At 56.8% G+C, this 18,263-nt stretch carries 15 protein-coding genes; 3 read left to right on the forward strand and 12 right to left on the reverse strand.

The window, feature by feature from the left end; translation table 11 throughout:
- Window positions 1-198: 198 nt before the first annotated feature.
- The 9 genes from ACYX4K_RS00005 to ACYX4K_RS00045 form a co-directional block, all read right to left on the reverse strand.
- Window positions 199-906 carry a sensor histidine kinase gene (locus tag ACYX4K_RS00005; RefSeq protein ID WP_475090881.1) on the reverse strand — a complete coding sequence of 236 codons (708 nt, stop codon included), beginning with the start codon at window positions 904-906 and terminating at the stop codon, window positions 199-201.
- Entirely contained in the window at window positions 899-3,985 is a 3,087-nt protein-coding gene (locus ACYX4K_RS00010; RefSeq protein ID WP_475090880.1) for a protein kinase domain-containing protein, read from the reverse strand. Before ACYX4K_RS00010 ends, ACYX4K_RS00005 begins: the two co-directional genes overlap by 8 nt.
- A 13-nt stretch (window positions 3,986-3,998) precedes the next feature.
- Entirely contained in the window at window positions 3,999-4,937 is a 939-nt protein-coding gene (locus ACYX4K_RS00015; protein ID WP_475119822.1) for an FHA domain-containing protein, read from the reverse strand.
- On the reverse strand, window positions 4,885-5,640 hold the full coding sequence (locus ACYX4K_RS00020) for a DUF6689 family protein (RefSeq protein WP_475090879.1): 756 nt from the start codon (window positions 5,638-5,640) through the stop codon (window positions 4,885-4,887). The genes ACYX4K_RS00015 and ACYX4K_RS00020 overlap by 53 nt, the downstream gene beginning before the upstream one ends.
- A 477-nt stretch (window positions 5,641-6,117) precedes the next feature.
- Window positions 6,118-6,834: an outer membrane beta-barrel protein gene (locus tag ACYX4K_RS00025; RefSeq protein WP_475090878.1), complete on the reverse strand. Its 717-nt coding sequence runs from the start codon at window positions 6,832-6,834 to the stop codon at window positions 6,118-6,120.
- A gap of 102 nt (window positions 6,835-6,936) precedes the next feature.
- Entirely contained in the window at window positions 6,937-7,590 is a 654-nt protein-coding gene (locus tag ACYX4K_RS00030) for a replication protein P (protein WP_475090876.1), read from the reverse strand.
- Window positions 7,502-8,812: a DnaT-like ssDNA-binding domain-containing protein gene (locus ACYX4K_RS00035; RefSeq protein WP_475090875.1), complete on the reverse strand. Its 1,311-nt coding sequence runs from the start codon at window positions 8,810-8,812 to the stop codon at window positions 7,502-7,504. Before ACYX4K_RS00035 ends, ACYX4K_RS00030 begins: the two co-directional genes overlap by 89 nt.
- 154 nt (window positions 8,813-8,966) lie before the next feature.
- Window positions 8,967-9,632: a helix-turn-helix transcriptional regulator gene (locus ACYX4K_RS00040; protein ID WP_475090874.1), complete on the reverse strand. Its 666-nt coding sequence runs from the start codon at window positions 9,630-9,632 to the stop codon at window positions 8,967-8,969.
- Window positions 9,629-10,864 carry an MFS transporter gene (locus ACYX4K_RS00045; RefSeq protein WP_475090873.1) on the reverse strand — a complete coding sequence of 412 codons (1,236 nt, stop codon included), beginning with the start codon at window positions 10,862-10,864 and terminating at the stop codon, window positions 9,629-9,631. Before ACYX4K_RS00045 ends, ACYX4K_RS00040 begins: the two co-directional genes overlap by 4 nt.
- Window positions 10,865-11,131: 267 nt before the next feature.
- On the opposite strand from ACYX4K_RS00045, the gene ACYX4K_RS00050 reads away from it, so the two are divergent.
- On the forward strand, window positions 11,132-13,399 hold the full coding sequence (locus tag ACYX4K_RS00050) for a heavy metal translocating P-type ATPase (protein ID WP_475090872.1): 2,268 nt from the start codon (window positions 11,132-11,134) through the stop codon (window positions 13,397-13,399).
- The gene (locus ACYX4K_RS00055; RefSeq protein ID WP_475090871.1) at window positions 13,399-13,767 is read left to right on the forward strand and encodes a cupredoxin domain-containing protein; all 369 of its coding nucleotides are present in this window, start codon (window positions 13,399-13,401) and stop codon (window positions 13,765-13,767) included. Before ACYX4K_RS00050 ends, ACYX4K_RS00055 begins: the two co-directional genes overlap by 1 nt.
- 9 nt (window positions 13,768-13,776) lie before the next feature.
- On the opposite strand, the gene ACYX4K_RS00060 is transcribed toward ACYX4K_RS00055, so the two are convergent.
- Complete coding sequence (locus ACYX4K_RS00060; protein WP_475090869.1) at window positions 13,777-14,388, reverse strand: TetR/AcrR family transcriptional regulator; 612 nt, start codon at window positions 14,386-14,388, stop codon at window positions 13,777-13,779.
- A gap of 166 nt (window positions 14,389-14,554) precedes the next feature.
- Here ACYX4K_RS00060 and ACYX4K_RS00065 point away from each other — a divergent pair, with 166 nt between their 5' ends.
- Window positions 14,555-15,625, forward strand: coding sequence for an MBL fold metallo-hydrolase (locus ACYX4K_RS00065; RefSeq protein WP_475090868.1), 1,071 nt, complete (start codon window positions 14,555-14,557; stop codon window positions 15,623-15,625).
- On the opposite strand, the gene ACYX4K_RS00070 is transcribed toward ACYX4K_RS00065, so the two are convergent.
- The gene (locus ACYX4K_RS00070) at window positions 15,593-16,306 is read right to left on the reverse strand and encodes a copper resistance protein B (RefSeq protein ID WP_475090867.1); all 714 of its coding nucleotides are present in this window, start codon (window positions 16,304-16,306) and stop codon (window positions 15,593-15,595) included. The two genes, ACYX4K_RS00065 and ACYX4K_RS00070, sit on opposite strands and share 33 nt — an antisense overlap.
- Before the next feature lie 89 nt (window positions 16,307-16,395).
- Entirely contained in the window at window positions 16,396-18,261 is a 1,866-nt protein-coding gene (locus ACYX4K_RS00075; RefSeq protein WP_475090865.1) for a copper resistance system multicopper oxidase, read from the reverse strand.
- Between the last annotated feature and the right edge of the window lie 2 nt (window positions 18,262-18,263).

The raw sequence follows: 18,263 nt of genomic DNA on the forward strand, positions 1-18,263 counted from the left end.
ATGTCCTGTACTTCGTTCAGTTACGTATTGCTAAGGTTAAGATTGTCCTCAAACTGCCACCTACCAGCACCTATTGTCAGGGCTTTTTTCATTGGGCTCTTTTTTGTACCCAACCCTACGGGGAGCTTCCTGCGTTTATTTACTCCCGGCAAACCAACCATTACAGCCAGCCGAAATTCTTGAAAGAAGTGGCGAGGGCTACCGCCCAAGGCTCACAAAAATATCCGTCCCGCTGTTGCGGGAACTTTTTATCGAAAAGTCTCCGCTGAACAGCTCCACCCGATCACGCATGCTGCGGAGTCCGAAGCCGTCTCGCTCTGCTGCACAAGCCTTATCCACGTCAAAACCGACACCGTTGTCTGCGATACACAGAGTGACACGCTGATCCGTGCAGGTGAGCCGAATATCGATAATGCTCGCTTTACTGTGCTTCTGCGCGTTCGTCAACGCTTCCTGCGCAAGTCGGAAAAGCAGGGTTTCTATGTCTGGTGGAAGCCGGTTTTCCAACCCGGAAATACGCAGTGCTACCTGGATTTCAGTCTGATCCTCAATAAGCTGGCAGAGCCATTCGAGTGCGTGGGACAAGCCAAGGTCATCCAGCACTGCTGGACGTAACAATCGCGCAAGCTGGCGGGCTTCACTCAATGCAATTTCGGTAATTTCCAGGACTTCGGTTTTTTCGGCAGAGGCTTCCATGGTCGCGAGCCGAAGTTTTAAGGCCGTCAGTGTCTGCCCGATACCGTCGTGAAGCTCGCGTGCGAGCCTTTTGCGCTCCTCTTCCTGCACAGACCAGACACTGCGGGCCAAAGCGCGAAAGCGCTGCTCCCCATCAATCAGCTTGCGTGTTAATTTGTCCTGCTCGATGGACAGGCGTTGCAGGCGATCCATTACTTCAAGCTTATCCATCGAGTGATCTCCACGCTTCTGGAACCCACGGCAGTTTTAAAAACTCTTTGAGCTGGTCCTGTTTGATTGTACGGAGAAACCAGTGAGGAAGCTCCGAGCACGACCCGGAATTACACTCTCGCGCACTCTGCCGGATAGCGAACCAGGATTCAGCCGGAATCGTTTCAGGTTCCAGCCCCCGAGCCCAGCGCCAGATCTGGTTTGCAGGATCTATGGCATCCCGCTCGAGCTGCAAGCTATTTACGAGATACTGTCGCCAACTAGATTCCCAAGCAGGTAATGGTTGACCGAGCAGCTCCCTGATGACCGGTTCACTTTCTGCCGCGCGCCCGTTTTCAAGGAGCCACTCCGCTTTAATAAGTTGTTGGCGGGCGAGTTGGTCAGGAGTTGCACTATCCGTTAAAAGATCAAATTTGAGTTTGCCGCCATAGCGCAGAGTCAGCTCTGCGCGTAGCAAGGTGATTTCGTGTTCGGCTCGGGAATCTTGGAGTTCCGACGCCACCGAACTCGCTCTTACAAGCTCCGCTTCGGCCTTGGCCGGCTGGCCTCGCCATAGACTTAGTTGTGCGAGGTGAATTGATGTTGCAAGTTTCGCCTGCTGGTCTCCAATTTCTTCCGCTTCTCGTCGGCTCTGAAGCCATGCTCTGGTAGCCTGAGGCCAGCGCCCTTCCCGAGTATCCAGACTGGCAAGATATTGGCTGACATAGAGCATGCCTCTGCGATCGCCAATATTCTGGTGCCCCAGAAGAGATTGCTGAAAGTAGACCCTCGCACTTTCGTTGTCACCCGCCAACATCGCGATATAACCTACATTTGCCTGACTTTCCGCGATCAGGCCGAGATCGTCCAGTTCGCGGCGCAGCCCTAGCGCCTTCATATATTCTTGCTTGGCTGCGCTGTAGTTGCCGGACTCTTCGAGCAATACACCTTTATCGTTGTGAATACTGGCTTGAAGTCGTGGTGCATTCTCTAAGGCGAGTAAAGAAAGTGCGTCGTCGAGGTGCTGTTGTGCTTTATCCGGTGAGCCTGCGATGGCATTTAGGTAGGAAATATTTGCCAGCAGCCCTGCCTGACCAATCTTATCCCCAAGTGACCGCCTCTTTTCCAGAGCCTCCTGATAATATTTATCGGCGTGCCCCAGTTCACCTAGCCGTTCCTGGGCAACACCAATCGCCGCGAGGGTGTCCGCCTCAAGTTTCAATTGCCGCTGACTGCGAGAAAGCACAAGTGCGCGGGACAGCGGCTCTTCGATTGCCTTTAGTGCCGCGCCACTTTGAATCAGCTGGCGCCCGAGTATGTACCAGCCTCGCGCATCTGTGGGACTGTTGGCGAGCCAGCTTCGTAAATAGTCAATGCTCGCTTCCAAACTCTTGTGGTCTGCCAGTAGATCCGCGTGTAGGTGTGCTAAACGACTGTTGAAAGGCAACCGCTCGCTAAGAATTTCAAGAGAGCTAAGTGCTTTTTTACTGTTACCCGCGAGCCTCTGTCGCTCAAACTGGATTTGCAAGGCGAGTGTTGAGCTCGGGTTGTCGAGTAAGCTGTGGGCTTCATCTATGGCTTTTGTTGCTTCGCGGATATCACCGAGCCCATCGTTTGCCCTGAAGTGCAGGTACGAGCTCAAAGCGTGGGGCCATGTTACCGTTAGCCATTGTGAGAGTTTCGCGGCGAGTTCAAATTCTCCCATGTCGAGGTGGCGTCGTACCTGTACAACCTCGGCGCGAAACTTATCTGGAATGGCGATGGCCTGGGGCGCGCGCTGGTCCAATTGCGTAAGTAGCCTACTCCCTGCCAGATCGAGCGCAGAGAGCACATTCTCTGGCTCTATCATCTGGTGTATGGTGTGCGCCTTTTTTTGCCCGGGTGGACCGTAGCTGACGGTGAGGCTCCACTCATCCCCTATAGGTCTGATTTCAGATGTCACCACCCACACGGCCCCAAAGGCCTGTAGTAACTCTTCCTGCTGACTGGTTGAAAGAGGGAGTGGCCAACTGACCTGGCTGATGTAGTTCAAAACCGGTTGCTGCTCTGCCAGCCTCACATTCGGGGAAGACGCAAGCTGACTGTGTAACTGTTCCGCCGCTGTGCGGGAAAGCCAGGCTGGTACCGGTGGTGAGTATTCTGCGGGCAGCACCAGCAAGGTGGGCGAGGTGTGTTTACCTGTATCGGACGGTGCAGGTTGATACTTCCAGAGTGATAACCCCAAAATCACGACGAGCGGAAGTGCCCAGCCCCAGCGATAATTGCGGGGCGCCTGCGCAATACGCAAGCGAGCGTTACGAGCGCTTGTGGGGCGCCTGCTGGGACGTTTACTGAGCAGCTGGAGGATAAATTGACTGAGTTGTCTGGGCACCTCTTTACACCTTTCACAGGGTGCCAGCGGACGGACGCTTAACCGGGCGATCATCCGAGCACTACTTTCTTCACCGTCAAACGGAAGAAATCCGGTAGCTGACTCGTACAGAATCACCCCGAGGCTGTAGAGGTCACTGCGGCCATCGAGGGCTTTTCCCTGAATTTGTTCGGGAGAAGCATAATCTGGCGTGCCAGACGGGGCATCGGCTTTTTCACCCAGAGCGCGAGCGACGCCAAAGTCGGTAATAAAAGCCTGCCCTTCCGGGTTGATCAAAATGTTTTCTGGCTTCAGATCGAGGTGTACGACATTGTTCTGGTGCGCTTGATCCAGCGCGTCCAGCAAGGAGTGTGCGAGTGAGACTACGACCTGCGGTTTAAGTCGCTTTTCCCGGTCGAGCTTGGTTGCCAGGCTTTCGCCGGGAATATAGTCCATGGTGTAAAAGTAACCGTGCTCGGACTCGAAAATATCGTGCAGGCGAACCACATTCGGGTGGCTGATTTTTCGCGCAAGCAAAACTTCTCTGCGCAAGCTTACTCCTGCTTGCCGGTCGAGAAGTTTTAAAGCCACTTCAATCCCAAGTTGCTCATCCATTGCCAGGTACACTGAGCCGTAACCTCCACGGCCTACCAAGCACTGGATAACAAAACGATTTGCAAGGCGCTCACCGCTTTGCAGGGGATGGAAAAGATTGCTTATTGTTTTTGTTGTATCAGGATCTGTTTCCACTAGTGGAAAAACCTCATTTCCAGGCTGAAAGACTGGGAAAATGCGTTTCAGCAGTGCTCCGGTTCAGTTGATCAAGATCCGCTTTAAGCAATGTTGCCGCAATTGCCATGGATGCATTGTCTGCCATGGCCTCGAGAATACTTAAATCAAGCTCAGTAATCCCTTTTCCCATTAACAGGCTATCCGTATAGAGGACGCCAAGTTGTCTATCGTCCATCACCAGCGGCAAGCAGGCAAGGGCACGAATGGCATTGAGCTGGATACTGGGCTGGCTGGAAAGAAACTGATGGTCAAGACTGTCAGAGGTTACCAGCGGGCGGCCGGAGCTGAGCACTTCGGCTACCGCACTGCGCGACCCGGCAAAGTCAGCGCGTTGCAAAACTTCGGGTGTTACTCCATGCATTGCACTAACCGATAGATTACCGGTAGTACCTTTAAGTAGGATAAAAGCGCGATCGGTGCCAGCCAGCTGGATGACGCCTTCCAGTATTCGGGCGAGCATCTGCTCCAGGTCACCGCTGTTGGACAGTTGCTTGCCTATTTCTTCACAGTGCTTCCAACGCTTGTCTGCTTGGCCTTCGAGGTGATCCAGCTGCTGTATCCCCAGGAGTTGGAAACGCGTCTGAATCTCACCGATTGATAGCCAACAGTCATCCGTTAAATTGGCGAAACTGACATTTGCGCCGTGAATTCTCGTGCCATTTTTAGATCCCAGATCACGAAGCGTCCAGACATTATTCACCTGTTTCAGCTCAGCGTGACTCCTGGATACGGAGGGATTATCTATATGTAAGTTGCAGTCTGTGCTGCGGCCCAGTCTGTAAGTCCTGTTATCCTCCAGGCAAATTTCTTTCACTGGACGGCGAGGATAGTAAATACTGAACTGAGCCGGCACAGAATTAACCTTGAGAGAGACTGAAACGCAGGGTTGAACTTGCGCCGAGTAAATCACCAGCGGTGTTGGTCAGCGGGGAAGTGGCATGCCAGACATTACTGATTAATGAGCCGGCGAGGCTATCTATCAGGCCAATCACCAGGTCCAATGTGGCGATTGCAAGTAGGATATTTCCCTGTTCCCAAAAGAGCCGGGAAAGATTTAATTGGCCCAGCAGGCGGTTAGTGGTCAACCAGCTCAGCTTACTGGAGCTGATCGCGTTGCTTAACCTTTGATACTTGAGCGCTATTACGTCGTTTGGGTCTCTGTTGTCGCGGACCACCATCCACTCGGAGAAGTTGCCAGTTCTGAGGCGGGCGCGGTACGAGCCTTCACTGTGCTCGGCGGTTAAATCCTGAAAGGTCTCACCTTCGTGCGACTTGAATACCCTGAAATTGTTGTCAAAGTGAATATCGTGGGTATAGACCATGACATCGGCGGCTCCGCGAAAAGAAAGTTCTTCACTTGCGGGAGGTTCAATAACAATCATGACTGGGAAATCTGCAATCGGCTCGACGCCCTCGGGTAACCTGGCGACGACATTGGGGTCCGTCACGGAGAAGATATAAGAGTCCACTCCTGCGCTCGTTGCATCCAGGTTTTTTACTGAGTCAAAAGTGAGGGTGAGTTCAACGGAATTGCTGCCTTCGGAGATGGTGAATTGCGCACTATTCTCCGTAATTTCCGTTTCGGTAATGGTGGCCAAAGACGGCAGGCTCAAGGTACATCCGAGAAAAAATGTAAGTAAGCGCGACATGCTGTGCTACCCCGGAATCGTTATCGGAAATATTGTGTTCATTTTGATCACTTTTACATCTAACTACATCCGAAAATAAAAATAAAGCCAATTTGAGAGGTGTGTCATGGAATTTTGTCAATAGTGCGACATTGATTCTCATCACTGAAATTAAAACTGGAAAGTGCAGATATCGAATCACCGCAAAGAAGTCTGCCTCTGTTCTCCGTTGAAATTTTAAGCGCCGCCTGTAGCGTAATAGCCGCGCCATTCCGGTCATATATCCCAAACTTATCCCCAGCTCTGTCCAGTGTTTCTGTGAGTAACCGGGTTGTGCATAACCCGGAAAACTCTTAAGAAATCAAATTCTCCACTCACACCGACGAGAGGCATCTGCCGGGGCTGAGGCTTGTGGATCGCGCCAAATGAGTTGGGCTGTGCACAGTTCAAATGGCAGGTGCGCTAGAAATGAACACTCCAGCCCAGCGATGCGGATTCCACCTGATATTCTCCCCGAAGTTCCTCGCTGCCGACTTCAGGGAACAGCTCCCACTCCGCGCGAATAGTCCAACGATCTCGCAGTTGATAACTCACCCCTGCGCCATACCCCCAATGAAAACCACTGCCCGTTTCCGAAAACACGCCTTCCACGGGAATGGCCACCGGTTGCAGAGACCCGTCCTCAAGCTGGAATACTGCCAGCGCGTCTCCTCGCTGCAGCGAACGCAATTCATTAAACCAGAAGCCGCCACCCAGCTTGCCAAAGACACTGAATCCCGAGCGCCCCACAGGCAGGTGGCCGACAACAAAAGCATTGCCCATCCGGTTGGTTATACGGTCCTTGATGGCGAGTCGCGGAAATTGCGGATTGCCGACGACGAAATTTGATGTGGATGTTGCCGTCTGTCGTAGATCGGCTTCTACCGCGAAATTAGGGCTCCAGCGCCACCCCGCGTAGAGTTTGGCTCCCTCGCCCGCGTCACTGCAGTTGGATAGCGTTGCGACCTGACTCTCGCTGTTGAGCCGGTCAACGAAGCTACTCGTGTCACTACATATATCATTGAGGGCGGTTGCCTGGAGTGCGAGACCACCGTAGCGATGGGAATAGAAATCGGCACTGGCAAGGCTGCTGCCCAGCAGTGTAAGGGGTACCACAAGCAGAAGGAGGGGCCTGACCATGGCGATACCTGCTCTGGAGTCGGAAGAATCGTGTCTTGATGGCCGGCTTCCGTAAATCCATGGAAACTGGCCTGTGCGCTGAAGCTCAGCCCACCCATCACATCATATTTTGAGGTGCGCGCGCAATTCCGCCAACTTCTTGGCATTTTCAGCTTTCGACAGCGGTTTCGCCGCTTGATGTTCCAGCTGGACCTGTTTTGGCGCGGGCAAGCTTTCGCCCGCCATCAAGCGCTCGCAAATTTTTTTATAGTGGCTGGCGAATACGGGATAAGCGGAAGCTTCCGGGTTGTTCGCCAGGAAAAACCAGTCGGCGGCGCGGCCCGCGTGGTATACGGCGGGATGACTCCACTTGTGGTTGGCCTTGGGGCTGGGGGCATTGCAGGCCTCGCGGTAAGCGGCGCGCGGATCCGGAAGACCGTTATCGCCCTCGGCGCAGAACTGCAACATCTTGTGGATAGTAGGCAAATATTCGGATTGCTTGATGGCGCGTTTGGCACCGGCAACCATTTCCTCGGGGGAGAATCCGGCCAGGGACTCCAGCCACAGGCGCTTGGCATGGTTCAGCGTCTGTACGTCCTGAAAAGCGGAGTTGAACTGGTTGTGGTAGCTCAATTTCAGCAGCCCGAAAACTTCATTCAGTGCCCGCTTGCGCGCTTCCAGCTCGGGATTACCAGTTTGTGTCTGTGACGATGTCCCAGACTGACGTGTCTCTGGTGCGCTGGTTACCTGTGTTCCCGGATTCTTGTGGCTTGCCATGTTGTTGTCCTATCGCGAACTTGTTGCGTTCGGCCCACTTGTGCCGCGCATGGCGCACAAATACCGCGTCCCAGCTTTTGCGGGCGGCATTCTGGCTGCGCCAGTAAAGGATGAATTCCGGAACCAGCGATAGTGCAAAGTCCCGATCAATTTCACACTGGTTCAGCAGGTGCCCGAGGCAGTCGCTGGAGGGCTGCCAGTTGCGGGAAATGGGTTTAGCCACCGGGTTCTTTTCGATGCCCTGGCAGTAGTAAGCCCACTCCGTGCGCGCATACTCGATAAACTGCTCGCCCCAACGGGCGCTGTGGCCGCCACGCTCCAGCCATTTGTAAATGAACTCGGGCAGTAATTCTGCAGCAAAATTGGGGTTGATGGCCAATCGGCGCAGTTGTTCCCAGGTATTTTCGCTGGGCTGCCAGTCCCGGGTCATGGGCTCCGGCTTGCGCTTTTCGATAAACGGGGTGTCCTGCTTTTCCCAGTCCTCGGTTACCCAGTCGTTAAATTCAAGATCCCAGGAAACGGATTGCTTGGCACTGTTGCGGTGGTATTCCACAAAACGCTGCAGGCAGCGCTGAACGAAAGTACTGGGCACCCCCTCGTCTGAAAGCTTGCGCAGGGTTTCCTCCCCCGGGCGCCAGTGGTCAGGCAGCGGTTGTTTGCGCCCCTGGGTAGCCCGGAAGGACTCCCACTTGTTTTTTACCTGCTTCAGAAACAGGGAGCCGAAAGAGTGCCGGCTCTCACCGCGGTCTCGCCAGTAGGTCACGAACTCCGGTAACTGCTCCCGCACGAAGTGCTCCGGCACGCCCAGCTGCGCGATGCGCGCCATGGTTTCATTATCAGGCTGCCAGCTGGGCGAAATGGTATTGGCCGCGCGGGGAGCGGGGGCCTGAGCTATTGCAGGCCTGTTGGAGCCCTGCCCAGCTTGTAGCGAGAATTTGAGCATGGCACTGCTGCCGTAGGGGGCCGCGCCAAGTAAGAGGGCCCCCTGATTACGCAGACTGGTGGAGACCCGCTGGATATCCACAGGCTCCCAGAATGGCAGCAATTGTTGAAGCTGCTCGCCCCCTACGGTGTACCAGTCCCGACCGGGGTGTGACTCCACGGGCAAAAACGGTAGCAGGTCGCCCAGTGCGCCCAGCAATACTGCCTCCTCCAGGCCGAGGGTGGCGGCCAGAGTGGGGGAGATCACGAGGGGGCGTTCCGGGAGCAGGGGGTGTTTCATGCCGCGATGATACCACCCGAGGGGATGTCACCGGGAGGGTAAATGGCCCCTGGACCGAGGGGAATCCCCGACTCATGGGTTCCCACATCGCGCCTGAGACGTCCGGAAATAGTCTCTGTAACGCACATTCGGTCGGCGGCAGCTCGGGCTCGGGTTAGACGCCCTGCGCCGAAATACGGTAGGCGCAGCGCCTTGCTCCGTTTAGCAGGTATTCGCATCGATCCACCTGCGCGCCGGGCAGACACTGGCGGAAAATTTCCAGCTCCGAGCGGCAGAAGCCCTGGCACTGCCGGGCGGCCGCGCAGATCGGGCAGTGGTTTTCCAGCAGTAGCCATACGCCGCGCTTCTCGCGTACGGCCTGTGCCATGTAGCCTTCCCGATCGCGCAGCTCCGCCAGTTTTTTCACCCTGGCACCGAGGCTGTGGCACTTGGCCAGCGCGATTTGGTACTCTGCCAGAGACTCTTTCTCGCGCTGGCCTATCAGAGCGTCCAGCCCCTGCTCACCAAAGACTTCCCGCACGTTATCGATCAGCCGTACTGTGAGGTCGCCGTGTCGATCGGGAAAGCGTTGATGGGCCTTTTCGGTCAGCTCCCAGTAGCTGGTGGGGCGACCGACCTTTTCCACGCGATCAAAGCGGCTGAGGAGCCCACTGTCTGCCAGTTGATGCAAATGCTGGCGCGCGCCCACGGCGGATATCCCAAGGCTTTCCGCAATAAATGGGGCTGACTGTGGCCCACGGGTTTTCAGCAGGTAGAGAATCTGTTCGCGGGAATCGCCGGCGGAACTCCACGTCGACTTTTTTGATGTTGTCCTGGTCATTGTGCGTCCGCCTTTTGCGGCCATGCATCCGCTGTGCGCTGAATAAATGCAAACCAGATCGCGCCGGCAATACACAGCAAGCCGCCAAGCATCAGCGTCCACTGGCTGCCGAGTAGCGCCACACTACTCCCCAGCAGCGCAATCATGGTGCTGGTCAGACAGAAGTTGGCGGTAAGCAAGCCCATTACCCGTCCCTGGCCGAATTCAGCGAAGCGCTCCGACATAATCGCCGGAAAGATGCCATTCACTGTGGCGATACCGACACCGATGAAAGCGAACATGGCGTAGGCGCCAGCGAGATCTGTCCAGGGCAGTATCAGCAGCAAAATACCGAGCCCGACAGCTCCCTTGAATACTGCAGGCTCCGCGCCCAATCGCCGCTTGATTGCCGGCACTGCCAACACGCTGGTGGCTATCATAGCGCCGGTCACGATTACCGTGTTCCAGGCGATCTGGTGTGCTTGAAAGCCAAATTTTTCCACCAGCCAGAATGGATAGAATTCATAAAAAGCATTTACTCCAAGGGTAAACAGCAGATTAAACAGCGCCAGGGCGCACACTGCGGGCTCCCGCCAAAGGGCGAGGGAATTCTGTGCATGTACCAGCCGTATAAGACTGCCGCCGGAAGGGACCGCGAGCTTATCGGCAGGCATCAAGAGCTGCGCGAGCAAGGCGCAAGCGGTCACCGCCAGGGCTCCAGCCCAAAACACAAAATCCGCGCCGCTCGCAGCGAGATAGCCTCCACCGAGTGGCCCGAGCAGCCATCCCGCGTAAGAACAAGCCATTGCCAGCGACAGCGCGCGGGTCCGATCAATCGCCGGGTGCAGGTCTGCGGCCATGGCCCGCGCTATTGCGATATTGCCTTCGCACAGGCCGGTAACAAAGCGCGCGAAGGCAAACAGCAAGTAGTTCTCCCAGCTGAGTGCAAGCGCCGACAACGCATACCCCGCTGCGGCCAGTACAAGGGTAAACACCAGCGTGCGCCGGCGACCATACTGATCCGACAGGGCGCCCACCACACTGCTGCCGATCAGTAACCCCAGTGGAAACAGTGCCAGCAAAATACCGAGCAGCAGCTTGGGGGGCAACCCCATAAACCGGGTCAGTTCGTTCGCCGGTCCGTCCAGAAACAGCGGCGCCAATACCGGGTAGGGCAATGCGATACCGGCGGTGCCGATCAGGGTGACCAGCATGACGGCGAAGAGGGTAGCTTTGGGGTTTGCGATGGGCATGGTGATATAAAATAAGTAATTGCTTTTTATATTACGGTAGCACGTCTTCTTAATAAGAAAAGCAAATGCTTATTTATTGTGGCCATAGCGCTGAGCAATAACCCTGCGCGATGATCTCACTAGTCTGCTTTCCGCTACCCTGAGTGGGATCAAAGGTTTGACTACCTGATGCTTGCATTCCCCCTGCGGTAAGCTTTTACCATCACTGTTAACAAGCTTTGAGAAGCGCGATCGCACTTATTCATTGAATTCAGGCACGAGGAACTCATGACCAACAAAACCGCTTCGCCCGCCAAGACCTTTCAGTTACAGGGTGTCAGCTGCGCCGGCTGCGTGAAAAAAATCGAGTCTGCACTGGCGCAGGTGGAGGGGGTTAATGACGCGAGGGTGAACCTGGGGGACAAAACCCTGGTGGTTCATGGCGATGCTGAAGCGCAGGCCTGTATCAGCGCGGTGGAGTCCGCCGGCTATGGCGCGGAAGTCGTGCAGGCAAATGCACGGGAGCTGCGTGAACAGCAGCGGCAAGAAGAGCAAAGCCATTACCGGCAGCTGCTCTGGCGGGCGGGCATCGCGCTGGGTATTGGCGTGCCCCTGATGATCTGGGGACTGGTGACCGGCGAAATGGGCGTGCACAACAGCTTTCAGCAACTCGCTTGGGGAGCAGTCGGCCTCGTCACTCTTGCGGTACTGATTTTCTGCGGCGGCCATTTCTATACAGGCGCCTGGCGGGCCTTCCGCCATCACAGTGCCACCATGGATACACTGGTCGCACTCGGCACCGGCACCGCCTGGTTGTTTTCCATGCTGGTGGTCTTGCTGCCACAAGTCCTGCCTGAATCTGCTCGCCACGTCTATTTCGAGGCCAGTGCCATGATTATCGGCCTGATCAATCTCGGTCAGGCGCTGGAGGTGCGCGCCCGCGGCAAGACCAGCGCGGCGGTGGAAAAGCTATTGGAGCTGCAGGACACCAGCGCACGGGTAATCCGCGATGGGGAGGAAGTGGATATCCCTATCGAGCAGGTGCAGGCCGGCGACAAGCTGCGGGTACGCCCGGGGGAAAAAATTCCCGTGGATGGCAGCGTGCTGGAAGGCGAAAGCCTCGTCGATGAATCCATGCTCACCGGCGAACCGGTGCCGGTAAAGAAAGCGGCAGGCGATGGACTCAGTGCGGGTACCCTGAACAAAAATGGCAGTCTCGTATTCACCGCGGACAAAGTGGGCGCGGATACCCGACTGTCGCAGATCATCCAGATGGTCAAAAACGCCCAGAGTTCGCGCGTGCCCATCGCGCGGCTGGCGGACACCATTTCTGCCATCTTTGTGCCCACGGTAATGATCATCGCGGTGGTGGCCGCGTTGGTCTGGTACAACTTCGGCCCCGATCCCAAAGTCGCCCACATGTTGGTGGTGCTCACCTCGGTACTGATTATTGCTTGCCCCTGCGCGTTGGGTCTCGCCACGCCCATGTCGGTCATGGTCGGGGTTGGTAAAGGCGCTGAGAATGGCGTACTGGTGCGCAATGGCAAGGCACTGCAGCAGGCTACCGATCTCGATATCCTGGTGGTGGATAAAACCGGTACCCTTACCGAAGGTGCACCAAAGCTGACGGATATCGAAAGCGAAGGTGACGAGGACGAATTGCTGCAACATCTGGCGAGCCTGGAAAGCCGCTCCGAACATCCACTGGCGGAAGCGATTGTCGCAGCGGCAAAAGAAAAAAGCCTGCCGTTGGGTGAGGTAAAAAATTTCGAAGCGATAACTGCCCACGGAGTACGCGGCGAGGTCGATGGCAAAACCATTCTGCTGGGTAATCGCAAACTGATGCAGCGTGAAGGCATTGAAACCGGACAGTGGCCGGAGAAAGCAGAAGCGCTTGCCGCACAGGGGCGCACCGCCATGTATGCGGCAGTGGATGGGGCCATGGCCGGTGTGATCGCCGTAGCCGATCCCATTCGCGAAGACGCACAGGCTGCGGTAAAACGTTTGCAGGAACTCGGCCTTCGCATCGAAATGCTGACCGGTGACAACAAGGCTACGGCAGAGGCGGTCGCCAAACAGCTGGGTATCGAGCATGTGCACGCGGACCTGCTGCCGGAGGACAAGGAAAAGATCGTGGCCGACCTGCAAAAGGGCGGCGCCAAAGTGGGCATGGCCGGTGATGGTATTAACGATGCGCCAGCATTGGCGCGCGCCGATGTGGGCTTTGCCATCGGTGCCGGTACCGATGTGGCGATCGAGTCCGCGGATGTCACCCTGATGCGCTCGTCCTTGCACGGGGTTGCCGATGCGGTGGAGTTATCCCGCGCGACCCTGCGCAATATCAAACAGAACCTGTTCGGCGCATTTATTTACAACACCCTCGGTATCCCCATCGCCGCCGGTGTGTTTTATCCAATCACCGGCACACTGTTGAGCCCGGTGATTGCCGGTGCCGCCATGGCGTTTTCCTCGGTGACTGTGGTGAGTAATGCCAATCGGCTGCGGTTGTTCAAGCCGTCTCACGACTCGGCAAAATCCAACGGAGGTGACGCCTGATGGAATCCGTGCTGATTAATTCACTGGGTCTGGCCGCCATCGCGTTTACCCTGTGGTGGTTCTGGTTGGCGCCCAAGCAGCAGAAATCGCAGGCCGCTGAAGCCAGTGAAAAACTGGAAATTCTGGTCAAGGACGGTGTTTACGAACCGGAGCGGGTGCGGGTAGCCGCGGGCAAAGAAGCGATGCTGCATTTCCGCCGGGAAGACGCATCGCCCTGCGCCGAGTGGGTGCTGTTTCCCGACCTTGAAGTAAGCGCGCAGCTGACAGTGGATAAAGTTACCGAAGTAAAAATCCCCGCGGCCGACGCGGGGGAGTATCCATTCCACTGCCAGATGCAGATGTATCGCGGCACATTGGTTGTGGAGTAGAGCGCGGGATCAGGCGGCGTAGTGACTGAGAAATAACGCCGCCGTGCGCTCCGCCAGTGCGGCGCGCTCTTGCGGAGTGAGCAGTGGGCTGACCTGCATCAACTGGGGCCAGAAACAGCTGCCCTTGATCAGGCTGTGAATCTGCTTGCTACCGATTTCGATATCCAGATTCTGCAGGCGCCCGTCGGCTGTGGCCGCCTTGAGCCAGCGGGTGATGCCGGTCTCAATGGCTGAGAACTTTTCCATCTGCTGACGCAGCGCTTCCGGCTGGTGAAAAAAGTGGTCGAAGGCCACCCGATTCAGTTCGATATACTCGCGACTACAGATTACCTCTACTTCAGCCTCAATCAGTTTGCACAGTTGCAGCTTTAAATCGGAATCGCCCTCGTAAACCCCGCCGGCACACTGGGTGGCCTGCTGCCAGAGTTCGCCCATCAGCGTAATGATCAGCGCTTCTTTGCTGGCGAAGTGGTTGTACACGGTGCGCTTGGAGACTTCCGCCAGCGCGGCCAGTTCGTCCATGCTGGTGTTGTGCACCCCGCGCTCCTGAAACGCTCGCTTGGCAGCCTGCAGAATTGCCTGGCGCTTCAGTTCACTTCTTGTGGGTTTCTTCTCGGTCATCTGACCCTCTGGTCTCACATCGCTCAACTCGGCTTGAGGGGAATTTTACACTAGGCAGTTTACTTTTTGTGATTCGAGATTACACTACACTGTATAGTTTACTTTTTGGGTTGATCCTCGTTTCATCATGAAAGCACGCTGGTTGGTAATTACAGGGGTAATCGTTATGGCTGTCAGTCTGTTCAAAGGCTGTTCCTCGGCACCGCAGAAGTTTTACAACACGGGCATGGACGCCAGCGCCGGGGCGAGCAACCTGTGGGAAATCACCAAGATGTATCTGCGCGCGGAACGCAAAGCGCCCACACCGACATCGCCGCTCCCCATACGCGAAATTCCCGCGGCGGAACTGGCCGAGCCGGATTCTGAGGCGAAGGTTTATCGATTGGGGCACTCCAGTGTGCTGATACGCATGGACGGTGAAACGGTGCTTGCCGACCCGGTGTTCAGTGAGCGCGCGTCGCCTGTGCAGTGGGCGGGCCCCAGGCGTTTTCACCCGCTACCGTTTGAACTGTCGTCGCTGCCGCATATCGCGGCGGTGGTCATCAGTCACGATCACTACGACCATCTGGACAAGGCCAGCATTCAGGCGCTGGATGAAAAAGTGGGGCAGTACCTGGTGCCGTTGAAAGTGGGCGATCACCTGCGCCGTTGGGGAATTGCTGAAGACAAAATTGTGGAGCTCGACTGGTGGCAGTCACACGCCGTCGGCACACTGAAATTTACCGCCACCCCGGCCCAGCATTTTTCCGGGCGCAGTCTGGGGGACCGCGATGAAACCCTCTGGGCCGGCTGGGCGATCGCCGGGCGGGATACCAATATTTTCTTCAGTGGCGACAGTGGTTACTTTGACGGATTTCGGGAAATCGGCGAACGGCTGGGGCCGTTTGATCTGACCCTGATCGAGACCGGTGCCTACAACGACCTGTGGAGCAAGATCCATATGCTGCCGGAGCAGAGTGTGCAGGCCCATCTGGACCTGCGTGGCCGCGCGATGATTCCCATCCACAACAGCACCTTCGACTTGGCCCTGCACGACTGGTTCGAGCCGATGGAGCGCGCCGCGGCTGCGGCCTGGGAGAAGAGCGTGCGTATGATTACTCCGGTAATTGGTGCTCCGGTTGCGATCAATAATCCTCAGGTGATGGATTACTGGTGGCAGGAAGTTATGGCATCAGGGGCGTCCCCGATGCCATCTGAAAACGGATCAGAACCAGGCGTGCAGCCCGATCACCCATAGGGTTTCACTAACTGATTCCCCCTCATGCCGCATAAAGTCTGCGGTATTTCCGAATTTCTTTTCGTAGTTCACGCCGATATAGGGCGCGAACTGCGGAGTGAACTCGTAGCGCAACCGCAGGCCGGCTTCGATATCGGAAAGACCGGAGCCGGTGTGGTGCTCGGGAGAGTTCTGGCCGAAGAAATTCACTTCAATTTCCGGGCTCAGGATCCACTGCTGGGTGAACAACAGTTCGTACTCGGCTTCCACGCGAAACGCGGTATCTCCGTCTTCGCCGATAAACAGTGACGTATCCACTTCGAAGAAGTAGGGCGCCAGGCCGTTCAGGGCAACAACGCCCCAGTTGCGGCTGTCGGTTTCCAGTTCAATGTCGTGGCGCACGCCCAGCTGCAAATCCCAGTAGGGGGCGATGGCACGGCTGTAAAGCGCCTGTAGCTCGCTTTTCTCTGTTGTTCCATCTTCCCGTTCAACCTCAGTTTTCAGCCACAGTTTATTGAAGTCGCCACCAAACCACAGGCTGCCCTCCAGTGCGCTGCCATCGTGCTCGCGCGCTTCCAGCTGGTCGATGGTGACCTTGGTTAGTAGCACCTCGTGATCCATTACGTGATCCGGCTGGTTCGGCGCATGTTCCAGGTTCGATACGGCTGGTGCCGGCGAACGGTCGTGATGTTCGTGTTGCATGTGGTGATGCTGATGTTCGTCTTGATCAGCGAGGGCGCAGGCGGGAGCGATCGCAGCCACCAACAAAAAGTTTTTCATTGACCTCATCGTTAAACCACCCTCACTTCGCGGAACATCCCCGGCATGTGATACAGCAGATGGCAGTGGTAGGCCCAGCGACCATAGGCGTCCGCCGTTACCAGGTAGCTGATGGTGGAGCCGGGCTGCACGAGTATCGTGTGCTTGCGGGGAATAAATTCCGGGTCACCGGTTTCCAGTTCACTCCACATCCCGTGCAGGTGAATGGGGTGGGTCATCATGGTGTCGTTCACCAGGGTGATTCGCAGGCGCTCGCCGTATTTCAGTATCAGCGGTTCGGCATTGGCGAACTTGATCCCATCCATGGACCACATATAGCGCTCCATATTGCCGGTGAGATGTAGCTGGATTTCCCGCTCCGGCTCGCGCCGGTCGATGGTGGGAGTGAGGTTGCGGATATCCGCGTAGGTGAGCACCCGGCGGCCGTAGCGGCTCTGGTGATCGCGCAGGCCGATACCCGGGTCATGCAGACCATTCGTCGGCATGTCCGCGCGCATATCGACACCGGGGCCGTACTCGCTGGCGTGGTGTCGCACCGGCGCGTTGCTGCCGAAGCCCGCACGCCCGAGGCCGCTGGTTTTTCCCGGCATCTGGTGGCCGGCGTGCTGGTCCATATGCTGGCTGTGATCCATGGCGCTCATATTGTGGCCAGAGTGATCCATCGCGCTCATGTCAGCCATGTCATGACCGCTGTGATCCATACCCTGCATGTTGCCCATGTCGTGGGCGGAATGATCCATGCCCATATCGCGATGGGTCAGCACCGGGGCGTAGTCCATTGCCGGTACTGCGGCGCGCAATTCCGGGTGCGGTGTCAGCGTGCCGCGGGCATAGCCGCTGCGGTCGATAGTCTGGGCGAACAGCGTGTAGGCGCGGTCGTCGGCGGGCTCCACCACCACGTCGTAAGTTTCCGCCACGCCGATGCGGAATTCGTCCACGCTCACCGGCTCGATGTTCTGCCCGTCGCTCGCTACCACGGTCATTTTCAGTCCCGGAATGCGGATATCGAAGATGGACATGGCGGAGCCATTGATAAAGCGCAGGCGCACCTTTTCGCCCCGTTTGAACTGCGCCATAAAGTTGGCGTCCGGCGTCTGCCCGTTCATCAGATAGGTGTAGGTGTAACCGGTGACGTCGGAGATGTCACGATTGGACATGCGCATCTCGTTCCACATCTTGCGGTCGCGCCAGGTCTGGGCCACGCCTTTGTGGCGGATCTCCTCCCACAGGTCACCGGCGGTGCGACGGCGGCGGTTGTAGTAGTGGCCTTCTTTTTTGAGCTTGGCGTAAATGTCGTGGGGCGACTCGTCGCTCCAGTCGGTCAGCAGGATCACGTGGTCGCGATCATAAGCCACCGGGTCCGGTGCGGCCGGGTCAATCACAATGGCGCCGTAGTGGCCCTGCTGTTCCTGGAAATCCGAGTGGCTGTGGTACCAGTAGGTGCCGGACTGGGTAATCGGGAACTGATAGGTGAAGGTTTCCCCGGGGCGAATACCGTTAAAACTGAGCCCGGGTACGCCGTCCATATTGCTCGGCAGGATCAGGCCGTGCCAGTGGATGGAGGTGTCGTGGGCCAGGTGGTTGGTGACATTGATGGTGACGGTGTCCCCTTCCTTCCAGCGCAGCACCGGTGCCGGCACTCCGCCGTTTACCGCTACTGCGGTGTGCTCGCGGCCGGTGAAGTTGACCGGCAGATAGTTCACGTGCAGACCAAAGCGATTGCCACGTAAAACGTCGGGTAGCGGGTTGACCGTTTGTGCCGCGGATTCCCGGCTCGCGGGCAGTCCCGCGAGCGCCGCACCGGCGGCCATGCCGGTGACAAAACGCCGCCGGGAGACCGGCAGCGTGGTGACGGACTGATCAAAAAGATGCTTCATTA

Source organism: Microbulbifer sp. ABF4_107 (genome assembly GCF_056312215.1).